Consider the following 22,418-nt stretch of genomic DNA (forward strand, 5'->3'; position numbering starts at 1 on the left):
CTAAGATCGTTATCCGCAAAACGGCGCGGCTGGCATCTTATTATCGCTCGCCTTGGATAGTACTTTATGTGCAAAGCAACAGCGAAAGCCTGGACAGGATAAAGCTGGACAAGCAGCGCCATCTGATCAATAATTTTAAACTTGCAACCGAATTAGGCGCCGAGGTTATTAAGCTGAAGAGCGACGCCATAACGCAAACCATTATGCAGGTTGCCGACGAAAAAGAAGTGACAACTATTTGCATCGGTAAACCACATTTAAATTTGTGGCAAGTTATACTGAGAACGGCTATCTTTAATGAACTACTAAATAAGATTGCCCGTACGGAAACTGATTTAGTTATATTATCATGAAAGTAAGAACAAAACTGCGGCTGGGATTCGGCTTTTTATTTTTAGTTGTACTGTTTTTTGGCGCAACGGCCTTGTTTTACATCCGCCAGATATCTGAGAATGCCAAGGGCATCTTAAAAAATAACTATGAGTCGTTAAGTTTCGCGCGTGAGATGCGCACCATATTAGACGAGAGCGATCTGCCGCTTAATGCGCCGGCCACGATAAAATTTGACCGCTACCTGCAACGCCAGGAAAACAATATCACCGAGCCTGGCGAGCGGCGTTTTACCGATAGTTTGCGGCAGGCTTTTGGTAAGTTGAAACGATCGGATGCAGATAGATTCAATACTGAGCAGGTAAGGGAAATAAGGCATTACCTGCGCGAAATTGAGCGGCTGAATATGCAAGCCATTGTCAGGAAAGACGATATTGCGCGGAAATCTGTAAGTCGAGCAACGCTTTTTTTGGGGTTGGTTGGTAGTTTTACCTTCCTTGTTCTTTTTAGTTTCAGCGTAAATTTTCCGGGCTTTATAGCCAACCCCTTACGGGCCTTGTTAGACGGGATTCGCGAAATTGGCCAGAAAAATTATAACAAACGCCTTCACTTTGATCATAACGATGAGTTTGCCGAGGTAGGTAACGCCTTTAACCTGATGGCTGCCAAACTTAACGAATGGGAAAACAGTAACCTTGCTATGGTGATATCTGAAAAACGCCGGATAGATACGATTATTGAGCAGATGCAGGATGCGATCATCGGGATAAACGAGAATGAAGAGGTGCTTTTTATGAACGATGCGGCACGGAAAACGTTGAATATACCGGCAGCTAACGTAATTGGCCAGAATGCAGGCCAGTTGTTAAAAAGTAACGACCTCCTGAAATCAATACTGCAAAACGATACATCTATAAAACCTTTTAAAATAGTGATCGACGGACGGGAGCTTTACTTCCAGCTGCAAAGCCGTGATATTATAGTGCCCAATTTGGTAGAAGGTACCGGTGCTTTACAGGTTGCAAACCGGTCGGCAGGTAAGGTGTACATTTTGCGCAACATTACCGAATTTAAAGAGCGCGATGAGGCTAAAACCAATTTTATTGCAACGATATCTCACGAATTAAAAACGCCTATTGCATCAATAAAAATGAGCCTTAAGTTGCTTGGCGATGAACGGGTAGGAACAATCAATGCCGAACAGCAACAACTGGTAACCCACATCCGGGAAGATAACGAACGCCTGCTGAAGATCACCAGCGAATTGCTGGAGTTATCACAGGTAGAAACAGGCAACATCCAGCTTAACTTTGTACCCGTTAACCCAGCGCAGATTGTTGATTACGCCCTAACTTCCATCAAGTTTCAGGCCGAGCAAAAGCAGGTGCAACTTAAGATTGTAAATGATAACAATTTGCCTCAAGTGCAGGTAGATATCGAAAAAACTGCCTGGGTACTGGTTAATTTTTTATCAAATGCTCTGCGTTACAGTGCCGAAAAATCCGAGATTATTATTCAACTGAGTTCTGCAAACGGTAAGGTGCAATTCTCGGTAAAGGATTTTGGAAGAGGAATTGATGAAACTTATCAAAAACGCCTATTCGACCGTTATTTCCAGGTGCCGACAGATGGGCAAAATAAGTCGGGTTCAGGATTGGGGCTGGCCATTTCTAAAGATTTTATTGAAGCACAAGGCGGCGACATCGGCGTTGAAAGTGAGATAGGGGCAGGCAGCCGGTTTTACTTTAACTTGCCAATAGTCCAGTAATAAGTAAGAGCGCTGCACATGTACTTTTAAAATTAATTTTGATAATCAGTAGTTAATAACAGGTTAACACGCGAATGCATTCTTTGCCGGTATGATAAAACGGCTATTGCTTTTGTTAATCCTTGTTAAATGTTTGCCCGCAATGGCCCAGTTTAACGGCGCCCAGCCTACTTATAAAGTTATCAGTGGCGATAATTGGGTAAAGGCGAAAAACTATTATCTGCTTACACTACTCCAGCAGGATAAACAGGTAGCTCAAATTGTATTTGCTGATGCAATACTGAATGATCTTGCCAAATCAAAAAGGCAATCGTTAAAAACATCGCTTACTGATTGTAAAGATGCCCTTTGCTTACCTGCTGTACTCAAATTCACTGATGACGAGATTAAAACGGTAAGTGACCGCCTTGCTGCCCTTTATAAAACCGGAAACGCATTAGATAAGCTGGTTAAAATGCATCTGATACCGGCAGGTACATATAATATGTATGCGGCCGAAACTCCTGTAAACCTTCTTGTTAAAGCCTGGCAACAGGATGCTGCGGCAATGAATCTTGCAATTAGTGTTTACGCCGAAGGCAAAAAGCCAAATTACCCGTTAATAGATTCAATCGGTTTCGAGGTGAAAAAACGTGGGTATTATACACTTATGTACGATTGCTCTGCCGAAGTTGCTGCGGTTGTTAACGGTAAATCTTTATTTTTCGAACCGACGCTACACGCAGCGCTTACTTATCTTGAAGTGAACGAACGCCTCAACGCCGGTGATTTTGAGCCTATGGGTACTACGGCCAATAAACTTGCGGTTTTGAGAGTGCCAACAGTAAAATGGAATAACTTTGCATACAGCCATATTGTAGTGCCCGGAGCAGGTCCGGATAATTTGACTACACCGTTAAGCGGTGAGGGCATGCTGCGCTGTAAAACTGCTGCACGCCAATACATGGCAGGCAAGGCACCATTTGTAGTAGTATCGGGCGGGAGCGTACATCCTTACAAAACCAGGTACAACGAGGCTATTGAGATGCGCACGTACCTGATCAACGTGCTGCACGTGCCGGCAAATGCGGTGATCATTGAACCGCATGCAAGGCATACTACTACCAATATGCGTAATGACGTCCGTTTGGTGTTCCGGTACGGAATGCCGTTTAATAAGCCAGGATTAATTGTAACCGACAAAAGCCAGAATGATGCAATTGTTAATATGGAAAAGCGCTGTATTAAAGAATTGGGTTATATGCCGTACAAATTAGGCAAACGCGTTTCTGAAACAGAACTTGAATTTTATCCGCTGATCGGCTCATTGCAGATAGATGCTGATGAGCCAATGGATCCCTAATATATCAACACTCCCGTCAAATGAAACCAAAGCATATTTTATTGATGCTATCAGCAGTTGTGGTACTATCTGCATTTGCTAAAAAGGAATTCGCCGTAACACTTGACCACGAGTTCACTGTAGATTCGTTAGGCGCCTGCCAGGGCGTATCCCGCCAGGGCAACCGCATTTTTCTATACGGCGACCGGGAGGTCGGAATGATACGGGAATTTAGATTGCAAAAGGACAGCTTAGTTTATACAAACAAGGAATATAAGCTTACGCTGAATAATGAGGATGTTATTGGGCACCCAACTGGAATTGCCTATAACGGCCGCGGTCCGGTTTTTATTGGTAATTCCATCCGGTTAAATAAAGAGGGAACACTTTGGAAAGCGGTGATATACCGGGTTAACTGGGCGGGGTTGCTTAAAACCAAGACACTTGATGGCAACCTGCTAAATACCATAGAAGATGACGCCTGCATCCAGGGAACGCGCCCGGAGTATGTTAAATACAATAACAAATGGTATGTTGCTACGGCAGATTACGGCAACAAAGCCAACGAAGTTCGATTGTATGATCCTGAGAAGCTGGCTAATTGCAAAAAGACTTCTGATCCCGGTGTGCTGTATAAAAAATTCACCTGCTCGCCATGGGTGCAAAATTTACATTGGGTGGCCGATAAAGGCGTCTTAGTGCTGATTCAAAACCAGATAGAAGGTCGTAAGTGGCGTTTCACTTATGTCGATCTCAAAAGATCAATTGAAGCAGGCACGATGCAGGTGACAGCACAAGCAGATATAAACAGCCGTGCCGACGAGCTGGAGGGATTTACATTCTTAAACGGTCATAAAGGTATTGCAGTGACGTCGTCCCGTAAAAATAATGTTAATTACACCAATACCATTTGGTAAACTTTGTTTACAATAGTTTAACTCAACCCTACTCTTCTTAATGAAAAGTTAATTTACTTGAGCATTTCGCTTAAGGTATTGCCGATACCTTTGTTGCCATTATAGTAAAAAAGCCCGCCGGGTGTTACTATATAAATAGTTTATGGTCGGTTTTTTTAACATCTGTTTATTTTAATTGCCTATGTAGCACTTCAACACTCTTTTAACACGAAAACCGGCGACTGCGCTAACAATTATCCGGTTTCGTGATGTTGTCAATCAACCATTTCCAGTTTCTTCAACAATCAATTTTTAAAAGTATGAATAAAAAGATTACCTCAGATCTTTTGAAGCGGGCTTTTAGTAGTATCAGCTTTGCTATACTATTGATCCTGTCACTCTCCGTCCAGGCTGCAAAGCCATTGGCCACGTTTGCATCGTTCGCTACTGTTACAGGTGTGGTAACCGATGAAAATAACCTGCCTTTACCTGGCGTTACCGTAAGGGTAAAGAATACAACTAACGCCACAAGTACCGATGCGACAGGCCGTTATACGCTTAATGCAGATAAAGGTTCTGTATTAGTATTTAGTTTTTTGGGTTATCTAACCCAAGAGTTTACAGCAGGCAGCGGTCCGCTTAATGTTAAAATGAAACCTCAGTACAACATGCTTAACGAGGTTGTTGCCATTGGTTATCAAACCATGCGCAAAAGCGATGTTACAGGAGCAATATCAAGCGTTAAGGCATCTGAATTAAACCTTGCAGCGCCAACCCTTGGGCAGGCGCTTGTAGGTAAAGTAGCGGGTGTGCAGGTGTCGCAAACCAGCGGTGCACCTTATCAAAGCACCAAGATCCGTGTACGCGGTGTAGGCTCATTTAACGCAAGTTCAGATCCGTTATACGTTATCGATGGTTATCCGGCTAATAACGATGTTTATATTAACCCGGATGATGTTGAATCTGTTGACATTTTAAAAGATGCTGCATCGGCAGCCATCTACGGATCTCGTGCTTCGGGTGGTGTTGTATTGATCACTACCAAACGTGGTAAAGAAGGTGCCGGTAAATTTGAATATGATGTGCAAATGGGAAGCGACCAGCTGGCACACAAAGTTAAGCTGCTGAATTCTGATGATTTTGCCCAATTGGTAATCGACGGACGCAACAACGCCTACCACGACCTTTGGGAAAATACCGGCCACGTTTGGAACGATGCCATGTATTCTGACGTTAATGCAACCCGCGTTACCAACGTAGGTAACGCAGGTAGCGTACAAATCCCTACTTACATTTATAACTTTCCAACTCAAAGCCTAATCCATCAAACCGTAAATACCGATTGGCAGGACGAGTTGTATCAGAATGCATTCTTTCAAAAACACACGCTTTCATTCTCTGGCGGCAGCAACGGTACCCGTTACTATTTAAGCGGCGGTTACCAGAACCAGAAAGGTATCATCGTGTCATCAGGACAGGAACGTTATAACTTCAGGGGTAATGTCGAGTCGGATGTGAACAAAAAGCTGCACATCAGTGCTAATATGGCATATACATCAAACTTTAACCGCGAAATACAAGAGGGTAGGTTTGATCACGGGCCGATATTGGGTGCGCTTATCTATATGCCGTACTTTCCGGCCTATAATGAAGATGGTTCACTGGCAACCAACAGAGCGGCGGCAGAGTCGGCTGCGTATGGCTACCAGAGCATAGAAAATCCGGTAGCGCTGGCTACCCGCACCAAGATCAGCAGAAAAGGTTACCGGACAAACATCAATGGAGCCATTAGCTACAAGATCATTGACGACCTTACTTTTAAAGCAAACCTTGGTACGAACACTTATACCGAAAAGTATGATTATTACTTGCCAACAAGTTTAAGTAACGGCGCTAACCCTCCCGGCTCACCCCAATCAATCGCAGCTGCTACGGCTACCGCCCAAAACACTACCATTGTTGATCAGCTGGCAGAGTTTACCCTTAACTACAATAAAACTTTTGGCAAGCACCGTATAGATGCACTTGGTGGTTACACTATTCAAAAGAACATGCGCGATGCTATTAGCGTTACTGCCAGAGGTTTTCAGAATGATAATATTCCAGAAATTACCGGAAAGGGTGCCGATGCTACCAATTTTATATTGAACGGCGGCCCTACAGGCAAATCGAACTTTACCTTATTATCGTACTTTGGCCGTGTTGGATACAACTACGGTGGTAAATATTATTTAACCGGTTCATTCCGTGCTGATGGTTCGTCGCGTTTTGGCCCGCAAAATAAATACGGTTACTTCCCATCTGTTGCCGCCGGCTGGACAGTGTCTGAAGAGCCTTTTTATCATAACCTGCTTGGCGAGCAATCTACCCTTAAGGTTCGCGCAAGCTGGGGCTTAAGCGGCAACTATAACATTGGTAACTATGGTTATCTGCAAACACTGGCAAGCCCAACAGGCGTAGTGTTTGGTAGCAATAGCGCTGTGTTATCTGCAACTTACGCCAACGGTATCACTGATGAGAAATTAAGCTGGGAATCAACCTCACAATATAACGTAGGTTTAGATATCGGCTTATTTAAAGGTCGTCTATCGGTTATCGCCAACTACTATTTAAGTAACTCTTACGATTTGCTTTATAACCAACCGATATCGGCAATATCAGGTAGTACTACCATTCTTACCAACCTGCGTAATTCCGAGATCCGGAACAAGGGTTTCGATTTTCAGTTGGATGGTCGTGCCATCAATGCAAAAGATTTTACACTTAATCTGAGCGGTAACATTTCTATCAATCGTAACAAAGTGACTAAGCTTAGCGGTAATAATACCATTATCATTAACGGTGCCGAGCGTTCTTACTTAACCAATATTACGCAACAAGGCCAGCCAGTTGGTATGTTCTACGGTTTTAAGGTAGCAGGTTTTGTTACCCCAGAGAATATTAGCAAAGTTGCACCGTCAAGCGCACAATCTAACCCGCTGCATGTAGGTGATCTATATTTTGAAGATACCAACGGCGACGGCAAGGTAACCGATGCCGATAAAACGATCATAGGCAACCCGTATCCGGATTTTACATACGGTTTTGCAGTGAACGCTACTTACAAAAAGTTTGACGTAGGTGCATCGTTCAACGGTTCGCAGGGCAACAGTGTGTTAGATGGCCAGGATTACTATCTGTACAACATGGAAGGCTCCGGCAACCAGTATGCTGATGTTGTTAACCGCTACCGCAACGCTGCCAACCCGGGCAACAGTACAGTATTCCGTGCTTCACGTGCAGGTACGCAAAGTAACAGCACCCGCTTGTCTACCTTCTACCTTCAGGATGGTTCGTTCCTGCGTTGTAACAACATTACCCTGGGTTATACTTTACCAAAATTACTTATCGGTAAGTTGGGGTTAAGCAATGCCCGTATCTATGGCAGCGTAGTTAACGCCTTTACCATTACTAAGTACAAAGGCTACAACCCCGAGGTTGATTATAACTTTAGCAGCGGCGCATCAAACAGTACCCAACCGCCCAACCTTGCCCCTGGTATAGATTACGGTGTATATCCGTTGGTACGTTCATTTAACCTGGGTATCAGAGCAGCCTTTTAATAATTTAATATTAACAAGATGAAAAAGAAAATAATATTGATTGCAAGCGTTGCGCTTTTAGCTTCTGCGATGCCATCATGCAAAAAGGATTTTTTAGAACAAACAGACCCTAATGCTATTGAATTAGGAACCAGTTTCCGGTCGGCTGATGATGTATTGGCCGCTGTTAATGGTATCTATCAGTCGTTACGCAGCAGCAATAACATTGGCGAGAACAGTGGTTTATGGACAGACGAACGCTCTGACGATACCGGCCGTAATGACAACCAGTCTAACGCGGGTGAGCCTTTTCAGTTTGGCGACTTTTCGATATTGCCAAGCAATACTTATTTAAAAAGCCACTGGGTATCACTATACAGCACTATTTCAAGGGCCAACGTTGTTTTGGCAAATATTGATCGCGTAACTTTTGCTGATGCCAATGTAAAGCAGCAATACGCTGCCGAAGCCAAGTTTTTACGCGCAGTTATGTACTTTGAATTGGTTAGGACCTGGGGTGATGTGCCTTTGGTTACCACACAGTTTAAATCTGCCGACGAAGTGAGCCAAAATACCTTCCGCGAGAAACAGGCGCTTGTTTACGCCCAGATTGTTGCTGATTTGAAAGACGCTTTGGCAAGTAACTTGCCAAACCTGCAAACAGGTGCGGGCATCGGCCGTGCGTCAAAAGCAGCCATTAACGCTACGCTTGGCCAGGTATATCTTACTATGGCTACCACTCAAGACCAGGCTTCACGCACCGCTAACCTTAACGATGCTAAAACCTACCTTACTGCTGCTTACGGCATGCGTACTTTCGGGTCGTTAACAACGGTACCTTATACCGATGTATTTGATGTTACCAAGAAAGCAACATGCCCTGAAATTATCTGGCAGATTGTAAACAAACAGGGCGATCCAACCTACAGTTCGTCTATCGCTGCAAACAACCAGGCAAAAGGAGAAACCATTAATTCACTTAAACCAGCATCAGGTTCAGGTGGTAATGTAACGCCTGATCTGATCAAGGAATACGAAACCGGCGATCCGCGTATGGCGTTTTCGGTTAAATTTGCCAACGATGCAATCGTTAAAGATTACTTTATTACCAAATTCAGGGATGCAAGTTCAGGCGCGTCAAACCTGGGTTATGGCGGTAATGATTGGATCCTGATCCGTTATGCAGATGTAATGCTGATGCTTGCCGAAGTAAACAACTACCTGGGCGACCGTACAGGCGCTATCACTTTGCTTGATCAGGTGCGTAACAGGGCAGGCTTGTCAACTTACGCCGCTACCATAGCTGCCAACCCAACATACGCTGCAAAATATGCCGACCTTCGTTTAGCGATTTTGCATGAGCGTAGGGTAGAGCTTGCATTTGAGCATCACCGTTGGTTTGACCTGCTGCGTACATTCAGTACAGACGAACTGGTTGCTTACTTTAGGGCAAAAAGCCAGGCAGATTTCGGTATACCTAAGCTTGCAAATTTCACTACTAAAGACAGGTATTTCCCAATTCCGTTTGATGAGGTTAAGCTAAATCCGGAAAAGATGTATCAAAATACAGGTTACTAATAGCACATTTAAAGGAGGAAGCAATTCCTCCTTTACTTTTATACAGAGGAATGAAAAAGATAATTACTTATTTACTGCCGTTATTGCTTACTTTGAATGCCAACGCGCAAACAAAGGTGATGGTTGCTGCCCATCGTGGCGATTGGCGTAACGCGCCCGAAAACTCGTTGCGCGCCTTTCAATATGCGGCGGCCATGGGTGTTGATATAGTTGAACTTGACTTAAATAAAACCAAAGATGGTGAGATCGTGATTATGCATGACCAAACCGTTGACCGAACTACCAACGGTAAAGGCAAACCGTCCGATTATACGTTAGAAGAGATCAAAAAATTCGGCTTAAGAAACGGTTTAGGCAGGGTTACCCGTAACAATATTCCAACTTTTAAAGAAGTTATGCTTGCGTTAAAGGGCAAGCCGGTAATGGTTAACCTGGACAAAAGCTATCCTTACTACCTGGAGGCGTTTGCTATCTTAAAAGAAACCGGCACCTTAAAACAGGCTATATTCAAGGCCGAGGCGACTTACGCTCAACTAAAAGAAAAATATCCTTCACTTATCGATAGTATCATCTATATGCCTATCGTGAACCTGGATAAGCCCGATGCCAGACAAATCATTAAAGATTATCAGCAGCGTATGAAACCTTTCGGGTTCGAGCTCAATTTTAAAACGGATACGTCTTTCATATTTAAAAATCCAAAGCTGATAACCGGTACGGGTTCTAAAATTTGGCTCAACTCGTTATGGGCCTCTCTTAACGCCGGCCATGACGATGATTTAGCAGTGGAAGAGGGTAACAAAAAAGATAGCTGGGACTGGCTCATCAACCACGGGGCGATGGTACTGCAAACCGATAGGCCAAAAGAATTGCTACAGTACCTTAAAACCAAAAGGCTGCACCAATAACATATGTTTGAGTTGCCGGCCATCATTTACCGGCAACTTAATTAATTTTGGTTATGCAATTTTTTGCTGACCCGCAACATCTGCATCGGTCTTAAACAGCTTAACCACTTTGCGCCTTACCGCTAACGACGGCGCATATAGGTTATCGGCCATTTCACGGCCGACATTTTTGCGCAGTTTGTTTCTTAAGGCAGCGCGCATGTGTATCCTCACTTTGTTTTTATGCGTTTCACCATCTTCCTTTACTTTGGCCAACAATCGTAAAGACAGCATAGCGAGCAAACCGCCGATGATGAAAAAGTAGTTCCAACCTTGCAGGTTAAGTATATGGATGTTAGATTCACCTTTTGCATCCTTAAGTTGCAAGTTCCAAAGCAGTTGGTGATCGGCAAAAAAATCGGCTAGCAATCCGCCTATCATGGGTGCAATGGTTGAAAAGAATGCCACAAACATATTTTTAGCTGATATATAAACAATGGCCTCATTTTTTGGTGCCAGTTTAATACCAATATTGCTCAGTGCCAGGTTAATACCAGCAGTTGATAACCCGCTTACAACATGGATAGCCACTAAGATGCTAATAGTTGCAAGTTGTGATGAAGGCATAGCTGTGAACGCAAAGGCAAGGATGCAGGCGATGTAAAGCGGCCCGCAAATGTTTATGATGGTTTTATTGCTAAACCGGTCGCTATAATTACCCCAAAGTTTAAGGAATGCAATGCTGCTTAACTGGCTGATAATTGCTAATCCTATTACATAAGATAAAGGTAAGCCAATTGTTTTGAGCATAAAAACAGCAAAAAACGGTGTGGCCAAATTTAAGGCAAATGCCCAGAGGGAGTTAAATACCAGCAGGTTCCTGAAATTTTTGTTTTTTAGTGATTTGCCAAAAAGGATAAATACTTTACCGTCCATTACGGCAGGTTCAGGCTCGGGTGTACGCAACAATAAAAATACGCTCAACATCCCCAGTACGCCACCAGCTAAAAATAGCGTCGTGTAAGCGGTAATTTCATGAGCCGGATAATTCGTTTTTACATAATCGATACTAAGCGCAGTGGCCAGGCTTAAGGTTACGTTAAGCGTTTGCGCCATGCGGCTGCGTTTACTGAAAAAGCTGCCCAGCCGTTCGCCGGGAATTAGATCTTTCATCCATGAATTCCAGCTGGCGCCTGCAATATCACCGAAAATGTGCTGAAAAAAGAGTAATACCAATAAAACCTGTATGGTAGTGGTGCCGCTAAACATTAAGGGGATAACGCCGATAGCAATAAGAGGCAGGCGAGCTAACAGGTTAAAAACGGAGGTAATTAGCTTACGGTTATTGAACCGCTGTACCAGCCATATAGATGCCAGTTGAAATATTGTTGTGAAGGTAGGTAGGGCGACAAGCAATCCTAGCTGAAAGTTAGTTGCGCCCATGTGAATGGCCATCGCAGTTAAAAAAGTGCCGCTGGTAAAAACAACCATAGCCTCTGCCGATAGGCCATCGGCAATCACGTAATTAAGGCCTCTGTTTAACTGGTTGTTGGTAATTTTTGATGAAGGACGTAAATTCATAATAATCTGCAGCTAATATTAACTGCACGGACTTTGCATTTAAAAAATAGTTTAACTAGGGTAGAGGTTGTTAACCCCCGCTTAAACTTTGCAAAATACTTGCCGTTGCATTAGCCTACAGAAATTAGGTATAAAGTACTGGTAAACAATTGATTACACGATAACTAAACTAAGCTTCTTTGAGGTAGTGTAGAAGCGTGCGGCACAAACTTCCGCAGTTTGTGGAAACGGTTGACCATTTTATCTAAACAGTATGTTAGATGGTTGTTGTTGTCATTTAAATGCACTATATATAATTAACATACAATTTAGTGTTAACAGAAGTAGACAGCGTATAGCGTTATGAAGTATGCCAAATAATGAAATTTTTATGAAATTCTTAAAAGTTGGTTCGTTTTAACCGTAGTAATTATAAATCTTATAAAGATATTAAGTTATTTATTAGTTAAGGAACGTTTGGCGTTGTTGTTGCTTTTACTGGGATGATCATTTATCTCACACATGCAAAACAGACTTAAGATTTTTACCTGGCATATCCATGGTAGCTACCTTTATTATCTATCTCAGGGCAATTACGACATATATATTCCAATAAAGGCCGAAAAAACTGAAGGTTACTACGGTCGTGGCGAAACCTTTCCATTTGGTGACAATGTAATTGAAATTCCGGCTAATGATGTACGCAACCAGGAATTCGACATTATCCTTTTTCAAACGAATAACAACTATCTGATTGATCAGCATGAAATCTTATCTGAGCAACAAAAAGAACTGCCTAAAGTATATATAGAGCATGATCCACCGCGGCAGCATCCTACAGATACCAAACACATTCTGGATACACCAGATGTTACACTAGTGCATGTTACCCACTTTAATAAACTTATGTGGGACAGTAACCGTACGCCAACCCGCGTTATTGAGCATGGTGTTACGGCTCTACAGGTTACTTACACCGGCGAACTTGATAAAGGTATTGTTGTGATTAACAACCTCCCTGCCCGTGGCAGGTTATTAGGGCTTGATGTGTTCCTGGAAGCGCGTGAGCAGGTAAAGCTTGATTTGGTTGGTATGGGCACCGGCGATTTGGGCCTTGGAGAAGTGCTGCACCCGCAGCTGCCCGAATTTCAAAGCAAATACCGTTTCTTTTTTAACCCGATAAGGTACACTAGTCTTGGATTAGCGGTTTGCGAAGCGATGATGATGGGTATCCCTGTCGTTGGTTTAGCGACCACAGAGCTTTCTGCGGTAATAGATAACGGGTATTCCGGTTTTATTCATACTGATATCCATTACCTGATAGGCAAAATGAACTTGCTTATTGCCGACCCGGAACTTGCTAAAGAGATTGGTGCGAACGGCCGCGAAGTAGCTTTAAAACGCTTTAATATCGACCGTTTTACTAAAGACTGGGAGCATTTGTTTAATGAAGTAACCAGTGCAAAAAATAAGAATTTAATATCAACCTAAACAACATGAAATATCAAAGTGAAAGGATCGCTTTAATCAGTGAACATGCATCCCCCCTTGCAAACCTTGGTGGCGTTGATACCGGCGGGCAAAACGTTTATGTAGCACAGCTAGCTAAGCATCTTGCTGCCGAAGGCTATCTGATAGATGTATTTACCCGTAAAGACAAAATAGAATTAGAAGATGTTATAGAGTGGGTTCCCGGTGTGCGGGTTATAAACGTTAGTGCAGGCCCTGCAGAAAATGTTATCAAAGAGGATCTGTTGCAATACATGGATGAATTTAAGGATAGTATGATCTCTTTTATCATCAAAGAACAAGTGCATTATTCATTGATCCATGCCAATTTCTTTATGTCGGCTTACGTGGCAATGGGCATTAAGCAGGAACTGGATATCCCATTTGTTGTTACTTTCCATGCGCTCGGCCATATTCGCAGAATTCATCAGGCAGAGCAGGACAAGTTCCCTGCAGAACGATTGCTGATCGAAGAGCAGGCCGTGCAACAGGCAGATCATATCATTGCCGAATGCCCGCAAGATAAAGACGATTTGATAACTTATTATAACGCCCCTGAGGAAAAGATCAGCATCATTCCTTGCGGCTTTAGTTCTAAAGAATTTTACCCGGTTGGCAAAACAACCTCTCGCAAAATGCTGGGATTGCCGCAAGACGAGCACATTATTTTACAGCTTGGTCGAATGGTTCCACGCAAAGGAGTAGATAATGTGATTAGGGCTTTAGCTAACCTTAAAAATAGCGACAAGCCGGTTAAACTTTTAATTGTTGGCGGCGAAAAAGAACAATTGACCGAAGATTGCTGCCCGGAATTTGCCAGGTTAATGAGCTTAGCACGTGAGCATGACGTCTTAGATTCGATAATTTTTGCAGGACGTAAAGATCGTCATCTGTTGAAATTCTATTATTCGGCTGCCGACCTTTTTATAACTACACCATGGTACGAGCCATTTGGTATAACACCTTTAGAAGCTATGGCATGCGGGACGCCTGTAATAGGTGCCAACGTAGGAGGGATTAAGTATAGTGTTGCCGATGGTGACACAGGCCTATTAGTTAATCCACATGATCCGGAAATGCTTGCCGATAAAATCAGTAAGGTTATAGGCCACCCCGAATTGTTAAGCCGTATGGGTGAAAATGCTATTTACCGTGTTAACACTTATTTTACATGGGCTAAAGTGGCTGGCAAGGTGTTAAATTTATACAATAGCCTTATAACAGCTACCCGGAAGGCTGTGCCAGCAATGAGCGAATCGCAAGCGGCATAATGGCAAATAAAGCGATTTTTTTAGATAAGGACGGAACGCTAATTCCTGACATACCCTACAACGTTGAACCTGAGTTGATCATGCTACAGGAAAATGCTGTAACCGGACTCAAAAGGCTTCAAGACGATGGGTATCTGTTGATTATTATATCCAACCAATCAGGAGTTGCGCGCGGCTATTTTACCGAGAGCGCACTAATTGCTGTCGAAAGTAAGATGAAATCACTATTTGAAGCGAACGGCTTGGTTCTGACCGGGTTCTATTATTGTCCGCATCATCCGCAAGGTATCGTTACAGGTTATGATATGCAATGCGATTGCCGTAAACCTGAACCCGGCATGCTCGTTAAGGCAGCAGCAGATCACGATATCGATTTTACCATTTCCTGGATGATTGGCGACATACTAAATGATGTAGAAGCGGGCAACCGGACGCGTTGCCGAACGGTGCTTATAGATAACGGTAACGAAACAGAATGGGAAAAGGGAGACTACCGAGTGCCTACTACTATTTGTAAAACCATTGATGAGGCTGCAGAGCAGATCTTGAAAATGAATTCCCATGCCTTGGCAGAATTGTAAAAATATATTGTGCATCCGCCCGGATAACATGGGTGACCTGATCATGAGCGGCCCGGCCATACGCGCTCTAAAAGAAAGCTTTGACGCAAAAATAACCGTTTTGACATCATCAATGGCCAAAGGTGTAACCAAACACATAGCCGAAATTGATGATGTAATCATTTATGATTTGCCTTGGGTGAAAACTGCGGCTGAGCCTGATGAAGGAACCTTTAACGCAGCTATAGCCGACATTAAATCGCGCCGGTTTGACGCCGCAGTTATTTTTACAGTTTATAGTCAAAACCCGTTGCCTACAGCGATGCTTGCCTACCTTGCCGGCATACGTAAAGTCTTGGCTTATTGCCGCGAAAACCCTTACAATTTAATTACCAACTGGGTGCCGGATAAAGAACCCTATGAAAGTATCAAACACCAGGTGCGCCGAGATCTGGACCTGGTTGCAACCGTGGGTGCAACTACCACTGATGAAAATTTAAAACTTATCATCGACGGCGGTTTGTGGCGACGGGTTTGTGAAAAGCTAACCGATTTAGGTTTAAAAATCAACAAGCCTTGGTTATTGTTACACGCCGGCGTGAGTGAAATAAAAAGGCAATATCCGGTTGAAAATTGGGTTGAAGCTGCCATGAGACTTATCCAAGATTTTGATTATCAGGTAGTTTTAACAGGATCATCAGCAGAAAAAGAATTGACTGATGAGCTGCATAGCATGATCGGAGCAGGCAGCTTTTCGGCAGCCGGGATTTTTAACTTAGATGAGTTTATCTGCCTGGTGAAACATGCACCAGTTATGCTGTCGGTAAATACCGGGACTATTCATATCGCGGCGGCGGTTGGTACGCCGGTTGTTGTTTTATACGCACAAACTAATCCGCAACATACACCATGGAATGTCTCTAACAAGGTGTTGCCGTTCGCTGTGGCGGAGCACTTGCGCAGCAAAAATGAGGTTGTTGCATATGTTAATAGTCAGGTATATAGCCAACCTATTTCAATGCCGACTGCTGCAGATATAATCGCTGCGGTCAATGATCTGATCAGCCTGCCAAACTCACCAGTTCCACCGTTTCACGAAACACAGAATGGAAATCGGGCGATTGCAGCCAGTTGATGGTTCGGTGAACACGGGTATCCAGTGGCCCCCATCGTTGCGGCTCACCATCCATACTGATAACGATACTTGGGGTTTTAAATGCTGATGCGATATGCGATACGCCTGTACAATTTGATATGAGCATAGCTGCGTTTTGTATTAATGCTCCCACACCACCCATGGAAGTTTTACCTGCAGTGTTAATGGGGTCGTAACGCATATGTTTTATCACATCGTCAATAATTGGGGCTTCGTCTTTGGTGCCGGTAATTACCGCTTTAAAGCCTTGTTCTACGCAGTAATCTGCCAGGGAGGCGAAGTACTGTACGGGCCACTGACGCCACGCGCCGCGGGAACCCGGGTGAATGCATACGTAATTTTTCGGTTCCAGGCCCAGCTTCAATTCGTCAAGTGAATTATAGTCGGCCGTAGTTAGTGGAAACTCCAGTTCGCTGCCTTGTGATGGTACGCCCAAATATTCCATCAGTAATAAATGACGGTCTATCTCGTGCCCATAATCGGGGTAGTGCATAAACAGGCCGTTGTCCGGAGCATAATGTCCATCTTTGGCATATCCTGCCACATATTTTGCCCCGAATAGTTCCATCATCGGGTTAATGACCGATCCGTTACCCTGCATTTGAATGGCCAGATCAAACTTTTCCTTTTGTACCAGAGATAAAAACTCCGTGAAGGCAGCAGGTTCGAACGGCTGCTCAGGTAGTCCGGGATATCCGGCAAATTTTATAAACCCGTCGAAATAATTGTTAAACCGCTCGGTGAGAGATTTTGCCCATGGCAGCCCTATTAGTACGATATCTGCATCTGGGTAAGCATGTCGCAAAGCTTTGATTGCAGGGATGGCGCAAAGCATATCACCTAATTGCAGCGCACGGAAAACGGCTATCTTTTTTATTTCGGAGGGAGGAAGTGTCATCATTTTAAATAAATAAAACCCTGTATTTTACAGCGCCATACCATTGCCAAAACACCGATACAAAAGGTATTACGAGAGAGGTAACAACCATTTCGCTTATATGGTTTAAAGATAATTTTGTGGTGTATAAACGTTTGGCGATAAAGTAAACGGTAGCACATAACCACGTCGCAAAACCTACTATAGTCAATTGATGACCTGAGGCGATGATCCCAGTCAGCGTCATTAAAACCCCGCTTAGGATAAGGTAGTAAAGGACCGGGGTTTTGACTTTGATTTTTTTATTATACAGTTCAGGGTGCTTTTTATAAAGTAAAGCGTTGTACATGGTTTTCTTTTGCTCGCTTATGCTTACGCCCCAGCGCGACTTACGCACGGGATGAACTACTAGGGCACTTTCCACTTTTTTAACCGGAATATTATTGTTTATCAACTTAAATTCCAGGTCACTGTCTTCCCGCCAGGCCATGCCAAATTGCTCATCAAATCCGCCCGCTTTAATCAGGGCGTTTTTTGTACAGGCGCAATTAGCTGTTATAAAGTCGGCAGTTTGCAGGTTTGCCGTATTTTGCTCATAATCTGTTGGCCGTTTACCAATGGGTACTGTTACCTTTCCGGTTAAAGCTATGTATTCGTTTGGGTTGCAATTGGCTACTAGCGCGTTAAGCCAATATGCATCAGGCAGGCAATCGTCGTCTGTAAAGGCAATAACTTTTCCATAAGCATTTTGCCAGCCGTAATTACGTGCTGCAGCAGGCCCTTTCTTTTTAGGCGTTTGTAAGAACCTGAATATAGGGCAATCGTATCCGGCAAATGCATCCAGGATTATTTTTGTTTCCGGGTCGGGGCCGTCACTAACAACTATAACCTCGTAAAGATGCCTGTCGAATTTTTGCAACAGCAAAGCCTTAAGGCAATTTTTTAAAAGGTCGGGCCGGCGATAGGTGGGGACTATTACTGATACTAACATACTATTTCTCGATAACAAACGAACCAATGACAAGGGCATCAAACGGCGAAGACCAGAAACATTCTATGGCATCGCGCGGCGTGCACACAATAGGTTTGCCGAGCGTATTGAATGATGTATTTACCAGTACGGGTACACCTGTTTTACGATGGAATGCTTTAAGCAGGTCATAGTAGTTTTTATGCTGGCCCTCATTTATTGTTTGGATGCGTGCGGTACCATCTGTATGTCTAACCGCGGGAATTTTGTCGGCCTTATCGGCTTTAACATCGTAAATGAATAGCATGAAGGGTGAATATTCGGCATTTTCAAACCAATCGCCGGCTTCTTCCTCCAATACTACAGGTGCCACCGGGCGGAAATCTTCACGGTCCTTCACTTCATTTAACCTTGCCTGCATGGCGGGATTAATGGGTGACGCCAATATAGAACGGCTACCCAGCGCCCTTGGGCCAAATTCCATACGGCCCTGGAACCAACCTATTATTTTATCCTGCGCCAGTATATCGGCGGTTTCTTCGGCAATATTAGTAAGCTTGCGGTACGGCACTTTCCAAAGCTTCATCGCCTTTTCAATTTCATCGTCGGTGTATTCAGGGCCCCAGTAACAATGATCCATTACAAAGGTTTTGCTGTTGCTTTTGCGCTGTTGTGAATCAACCCATAATGCGGCGCCCAACGCCGTACCATCATCACCTGAAGCTGGCTGTACCCAGATATTTTTGAATGCGCCTCTATCACGTATGCGGGCGTTAGCCACGCAGTTTAAGGCAACGCCACCTGCAAGGCAAAGATTCTGTTCCTGAGTTTCTTTTTGCAGCCACCCGGTTAGTTCAAGCATGCTTTCTTCCAGCACCAATTGCATGGAGTGGGCAATGTTGAAATGGAATGAGGTAAATTCTTCGTGCCTTAAGCGTTTAGGTCCAAATCGTTCCGTTAAATTTTGATTGTTGATGGTGTACTGGCCGTTGCTACCCAGTTGCACAATCTCCCTGAAATCTTTGACAAACTCGGGCTTACCGTAAGATGCAAGGGCCATCACTTTATACTCATCTGAAGAATGCAAAAATCCAAGGTGTGTGGTTACATCTTCATACAATAAACCCAGCGAATGTGGCATATTAACCTGGCCGATCCGATCTAATTGCTGACCATTACCGAGGTTGTAGGTAGTTGTTGCCAGTTCGCCGCGGCCGTCAACCGTCATTACTGCGGCAGTTTCAAATGGAGAACAATTGAAAGCACTGGCAGCATGCGATACATGGTGCTCAATAAAATGCCATTTATCGCGCTGGATATTGCAACCAAAAAAGCGTTGTTGCAGGTGGTGAGGATAACCATCGCGAAGTTGGCCGGGTGCGTTGATGATGGACGACAAAAACAGTGGCTCCCAGGGGTTGCCATATTCATCGTTGAGGTGTGAGTAACCTTCCTCGAAGGGAATCTCGATAGTCGATTTACCACGATGTTGCTCGGCAATAAGCAGGTATGGATCAAATGAGTAGGCAATATTGTCCACATCGTTGATGTGGATCCCCGCCACCTTTAAACAGTAATCTATTGCATGGAACGGAAGTTCCCAGGTAGAGAACGGTACCGGGCGTTTGCCATGTTTAAAATGCGTAAAACGTTCCTCTTCGGTAGCGGCAAGCAAAATGCCATCTTTAATAATACAAGCCGCCGAATCATGAAACACGGCGTTAATCCCTAATGTATACATACGTTAAATCGTATTTGTGATCAAATGAAAACTAATCGACGTACATAGTGTATTTAGTACGCCATTAATCAACAGGGTTAAAGCGTTATAGTTTTATGAAATAAAAAATGTTTTTAGTTAATGTTGCAAAGCGCACAGCTTGGAAGAGTGTTTGTCCTTTTGGCGACCTTTTGATAAGCCTTTTACCTCAGGTTACGCCTGTACAAAAATGGGATTAGGTGGGTGGTAAAGGTTATTTTAAACGAATCTCAATTGTGAATCTATTACCCATATCAGCTCTATTTACCAATCGCAAACTTTTACTTTGCAATTTTAATAAGTCTATCCTATTGCATCAGGCAACTGAAAGTACGCGCTAATTGGAGTGATCAGGGTATTAAGCGGTTCTCTACCATCAGGACATAACATAGCCAAATTGATCTCTCCGGGCATAACTCATTAGTCGACATCTTCAGCGTTAATTATACTGATAATCTAAATGAGTTTTTTTGCAACCTCGGTTGAAAATGAGCTGCCGATGGGTATATCTATTTTCCCGATTTCAATACGGGCGGCAGTCAAGGCGGTTATCTGGTTAACAGCGACAATGAAAGAACGATGAACACGGATGAAAAGATGCGACGGCAACTTTTCATTAAAATAACTCAGCGTTTGATAAGTAATGATACTTGCTGTAGTGGTATGCACTTTAACATAATCTTTTAGCCCCTCCAGGTAGGTAATATCTTTTAGCGTCACTCTAATCATCTTTTTTTCGGATTTAATGTAAATAAAATCAATGTCATTACCCTTCAATGATGGTGGTGTTGCGGGTATTAATGGGCTAACCTCAACTCCTGTGTTGCGTAAATATTTGTCGACAGCTTTTATAAACCGATCGAAAGAAATCGGTTTAAGCAGGTAGTCGGTTACATCCAGTTCATAGCTTTCTAGCGCAAAATCTCTATAAGCCGTTGTTAAAATTACGGCAGGAGGATTACTTACGGATTTCAATAACGAGATACCATTAAGTATTGGCATTTGTATGTCCAGAAACAACAGATCAACCTGACATGTTTTTAATGCCGTAAATACCTCAATGCCATTCGCACAGGTAGAAACAAGCGTCAAATTATCAACCTTATCAATGTAATTTGTAATCACTTCGCGCGCAAGCACTTCATCATCTGCCACTACACAAGTCACTTTTTTCATAATTGTATCACTAATTCAACTTCAAAACTATCTGCACCTTGGCGTATTTGTAATTCATAACGTGAAGGATAACTTAACTCCAGCCTTCGTTTCACATTAGCCAGCCCGAAGCCATTTTTTTTATTTAGGTAAGCTGTAGGACAGCTATTTTCGACCTTCATGAATAGCTGATTTCCGTTTACCTTTAAAGTGATCGTTATCCAGCCGGAATTATCGTCCAGCCCATGTTTGAAGGCATTTTCAATAAAAGGTAACAACAGTAACGGGACTATGCTCTTTCCCTGTATATCACCTGAGCACTGGAAAGATAAATCAAGCCTGTCTGCAAATCGCATTTCCTCAATGCTAATATAACTCTCTAAATGTTTGATCTCGTTCGCTAATAATACTAATTGGTCATTCGCTTCATACAACATGTAGTGCATCAGGTCAGACAAGCGAAGCACAACGGTTGATGCCAACTCCGAACCTTTCAGCGTAAGGGCATACAAACTGTTTAAGGTGTTAAAGAAAAAATGCGGATTGATTTGTGCCTTTAGTAATCTCATTTCTGCTGAATGTTTTTGCAGTTCTATTTCACGCAAAAGCTTTTCCTGTTGGTTTGCGTTACGCATCAGCTTAATTAACATGGTAACAGCTATTACCGGGTAGGCTTCAACGGCATTACGGAAGATACGTACAGGTATAAAGAAGTTTTTGTTTTCTGCATTATAAATTGCTGCGTCATGTATCTCATCCCATGGTACCCAAATAAGATAAGTGAAAAAACGCTCAGCGATCCCACCAGCTAATAATAGCAAAAGTAGCGTCAGCACATACCCTACATATCTACGTTTGTAATAAAAGTATTGGACGAGCAAATAAAGATTAAGGTAAGCCATTAGTATGGCTACAGGCACATCTGTTAAAAACTGTGGAACAAAATGAAATGATAATTCGTCCTTATCCATCCATCCTTCATGCAATGCCTGGTAAGCAATGTAGGCTAGCCAAAAAAGACTGTGCCTGATAATGTTTTTAAGATGCACGCGACTGCTTATAATCATATTTCAAAATTCGCAATTCGAAACAATGAAATAGTTGATTTTCGACGAAGACAACAAAATTTATCTTCAAAAAGACTTTTACAACCGCTAATAAACTCAGGGGCGGGAAACAGCTATTGAAGGCGAATCGACGACCTATCGTCTAATTTTTAAAAAAATCAACTATTGCCTTT

Annotated in this window: 16 protein-coding genes and 1 pseudogene; 11 read left to right on the forward strand and 6 right to left on the reverse strand. The window is 43.2% G+C overall.

The genetic code is table 11. The annotated features are described in order from the left end of the window. From ACE5CV_RS06870 to ACE5CV_RS06900, 7 genes and pseudogenes are all read left to right on the forward strand, one after another. Nucleotides 1-353: pseudogene (locus ACE5CV_RS06870) on the forward strand (sensor protein KdpD); the annotation flags it as partial. Next, nucleotides 350-2,098: an ATP-binding protein gene (locus ACE5CV_RS06875; protein WP_374949428.1), complete on the forward strand. Its 1,749-nt coding sequence runs from the start codon at nt 350-352 to the stop codon at nt 2,096-2,098. The pseudogene ACE5CV_RS06870 and the gene ACE5CV_RS06875, both read left to right, overlap by 4 nt. Nucleotides 2,099-2,240: 142 nt before the next feature. Then, nucleotides 2,241-3,440 carry a YdcF family protein gene (locus ACE5CV_RS06880; RefSeq protein ID WP_374949429.1) on the forward strand — a complete coding sequence of 400 codons (1,200 nt, stop codon included), beginning with the start codon at nt 2,241-2,243 and terminating at the stop codon, nt 3,438-3,440. A 20-nt stretch (nt 3,441-3,460) separates the two neighbouring features. After that, the gene (locus ACE5CV_RS06885) at nt 3,461-4,336 is read left to right on the forward strand and encodes a hypothetical protein (RefSeq protein WP_374949430.1); all 876 of its coding nucleotides are present in this window, start codon (nt 3,461-3,463) and stop codon (nt 4,334-4,336) included. 299 nt (nt 4,337-4,635) lie between these two features. Next, nucleotides 4,636-7,917 carry a SusC/RagA family TonB-linked outer membrane protein gene (locus ACE5CV_RS06890; protein ID WP_374949431.1) on the forward strand — a complete coding sequence of 1,094 codons (3,282 nt, stop codon included), beginning with the start codon at nt 4,636-4,638 and terminating at the stop codon, nt 7,915-7,917. Between the two features lie 18 nt (nt 7,918-7,935). Beyond that, on the forward strand, nt 7,936-9,474 hold the full coding sequence (locus ACE5CV_RS06895) for a RagB/SusD family nutrient uptake outer membrane protein (RefSeq protein WP_374949432.1): 1,539 nt from the start codon (nt 7,936-7,938) through the stop codon (nt 9,472-9,474). 50 nt (nt 9,475-9,524) lie between these two features. Then, complete coding sequence (locus tag ACE5CV_RS06900) at nt 9,525-10,382, forward strand: glycerophosphodiester phosphodiesterase family protein (protein WP_374949433.1); 858 nt, start codon at nt 9,525-9,527, stop codon at nt 10,380-10,382. 51 nt (nt 10,383-10,433) lie between these two features. On the opposite strand, the gene ACE5CV_RS06905 is transcribed toward ACE5CV_RS06900, so the two are convergent. After that, on the reverse strand, nt 10,434-11,942 hold the full coding sequence (locus ACE5CV_RS06905; RefSeq protein ID WP_374949434.1) for an MFS transporter: 1,509 nt from the start codon (nt 11,940-11,942) through the stop codon (nt 10,434-10,436). Nucleotides 11,943-12,443: 501 nt separating this feature from the next. Between ACE5CV_RS06905 and ACE5CV_RS06910 the strand changes: the two genes are divergently transcribed. From ACE5CV_RS06910 to ACE5CV_RS06925, 4 genes are read left to right on the forward strand one after another with little or no spacing between them, the layout of a single operon-like run. Next, complete coding sequence (locus ACE5CV_RS06910) at nt 12,444-13,412, forward strand: glycosyltransferase family 4 protein (protein WP_374949435.1); 969 nt, start codon at nt 12,444-12,446, stop codon at nt 13,410-13,412. A 5-nt stretch (nt 13,413-13,417) separates the two neighbouring features. After that, nucleotides 13,418-14,701, forward strand: coding sequence for a glycosyltransferase family 4 protein (locus ACE5CV_RS06915; protein ID WP_374949436.1), 1,284 nt, complete (start codon nt 13,418-13,420; stop codon nt 14,699-14,701). Next, nucleotides 14,701-15,282 (forward strand): D-glycero-alpha-D-manno-heptose-1,7-bisphosphate 7-phosphatase, encoded by a 582-nt coding sequence (locus ACE5CV_RS06920; RefSeq protein ID WP_374949437.1) that lies wholly within the window; start codon nt 14,701-14,703, stop codon nt 15,280-15,282. Before ACE5CV_RS06915 ends, ACE5CV_RS06920 begins: the two co-directional genes overlap by 1 nt. Next, complete coding sequence (locus tag ACE5CV_RS06925; RefSeq protein WP_374949438.1) at nt 15,263-16,396, forward strand: glycosyltransferase family 9 protein; 1,134 nt, start codon at nt 15,263-15,265, stop codon at nt 16,394-16,396. Before ACE5CV_RS06920 ends, ACE5CV_RS06925 begins: the two co-directional genes overlap by 20 nt. Here ACE5CV_RS06925 and ACE5CV_RS06930 read toward each other — a convergent pair. The 5 genes from ACE5CV_RS06930 to ACE5CV_RS06950 all read right to left on the reverse strand — a co-directional run bounded on the left by ACE5CV_RS06930 (nt 16,323) and on the right by ACE5CV_RS06950 (nt 22,245). After that, a complete protein-coding gene (locus ACE5CV_RS06930) occupies nt 16,323-17,318 on the reverse strand; it encodes a glycosyltransferase family 9 protein (protein WP_374949439.1) in 996 nt (331 codons plus the stop codon). The two genes, ACE5CV_RS06925 and ACE5CV_RS06930, sit on opposite strands and share 74 nt — an antisense overlap. Before the next feature lies 1 nt (nt 17,319). Further along, nucleotides 17,320-18,285, reverse strand: a complete 966-nt coding sequence (locus tag ACE5CV_RS06935; protein ID WP_374949440.1) for a glycosyltransferase family 2 protein — start codon at nt 18,283-18,285, stop codon at nt 17,320-17,322. A 1-nt stretch (nt 18,286) separates the two neighbouring features. After that, nucleotides 18,287-20,005, reverse strand: a complete 1,719-nt coding sequence (locus tag ACE5CV_RS06940) for a carbamoyltransferase (RefSeq protein ID WP_374949441.1) — start codon at nt 20,003-20,005, stop codon at nt 18,287-18,289. A gap of 474 nt (nt 20,006-20,479) precedes the next feature. Next, nucleotides 20,480-21,199, reverse strand: coding sequence for a LytR/AlgR family response regulator transcription factor (locus ACE5CV_RS06945; protein ID WP_374949442.1), 720 nt, complete (start codon nt 21,197-21,199; stop codon nt 20,480-20,482). After that, nucleotides 21,196-22,245, reverse strand: coding sequence for a sensor histidine kinase (locus ACE5CV_RS06950; RefSeq protein ID WP_374949443.1), 1,050 nt, complete (start codon nt 22,243-22,245; stop codon nt 21,196-21,198). Before ACE5CV_RS06950 ends, ACE5CV_RS06945 begins: the two co-directional genes overlap by 4 nt. Between the last annotated feature and the right edge of the window lie 173 nt (nt 22,246-22,418).

Origin of the sequence: Mucilaginibacter sp., from assembly GCF_964263795.1 — a bacterium.
GTDB lineage: Bacteria > Bacteroidota > Bacteroidia > Sphingobacteriales > Sphingobacteriaceae > Mucilaginibacter.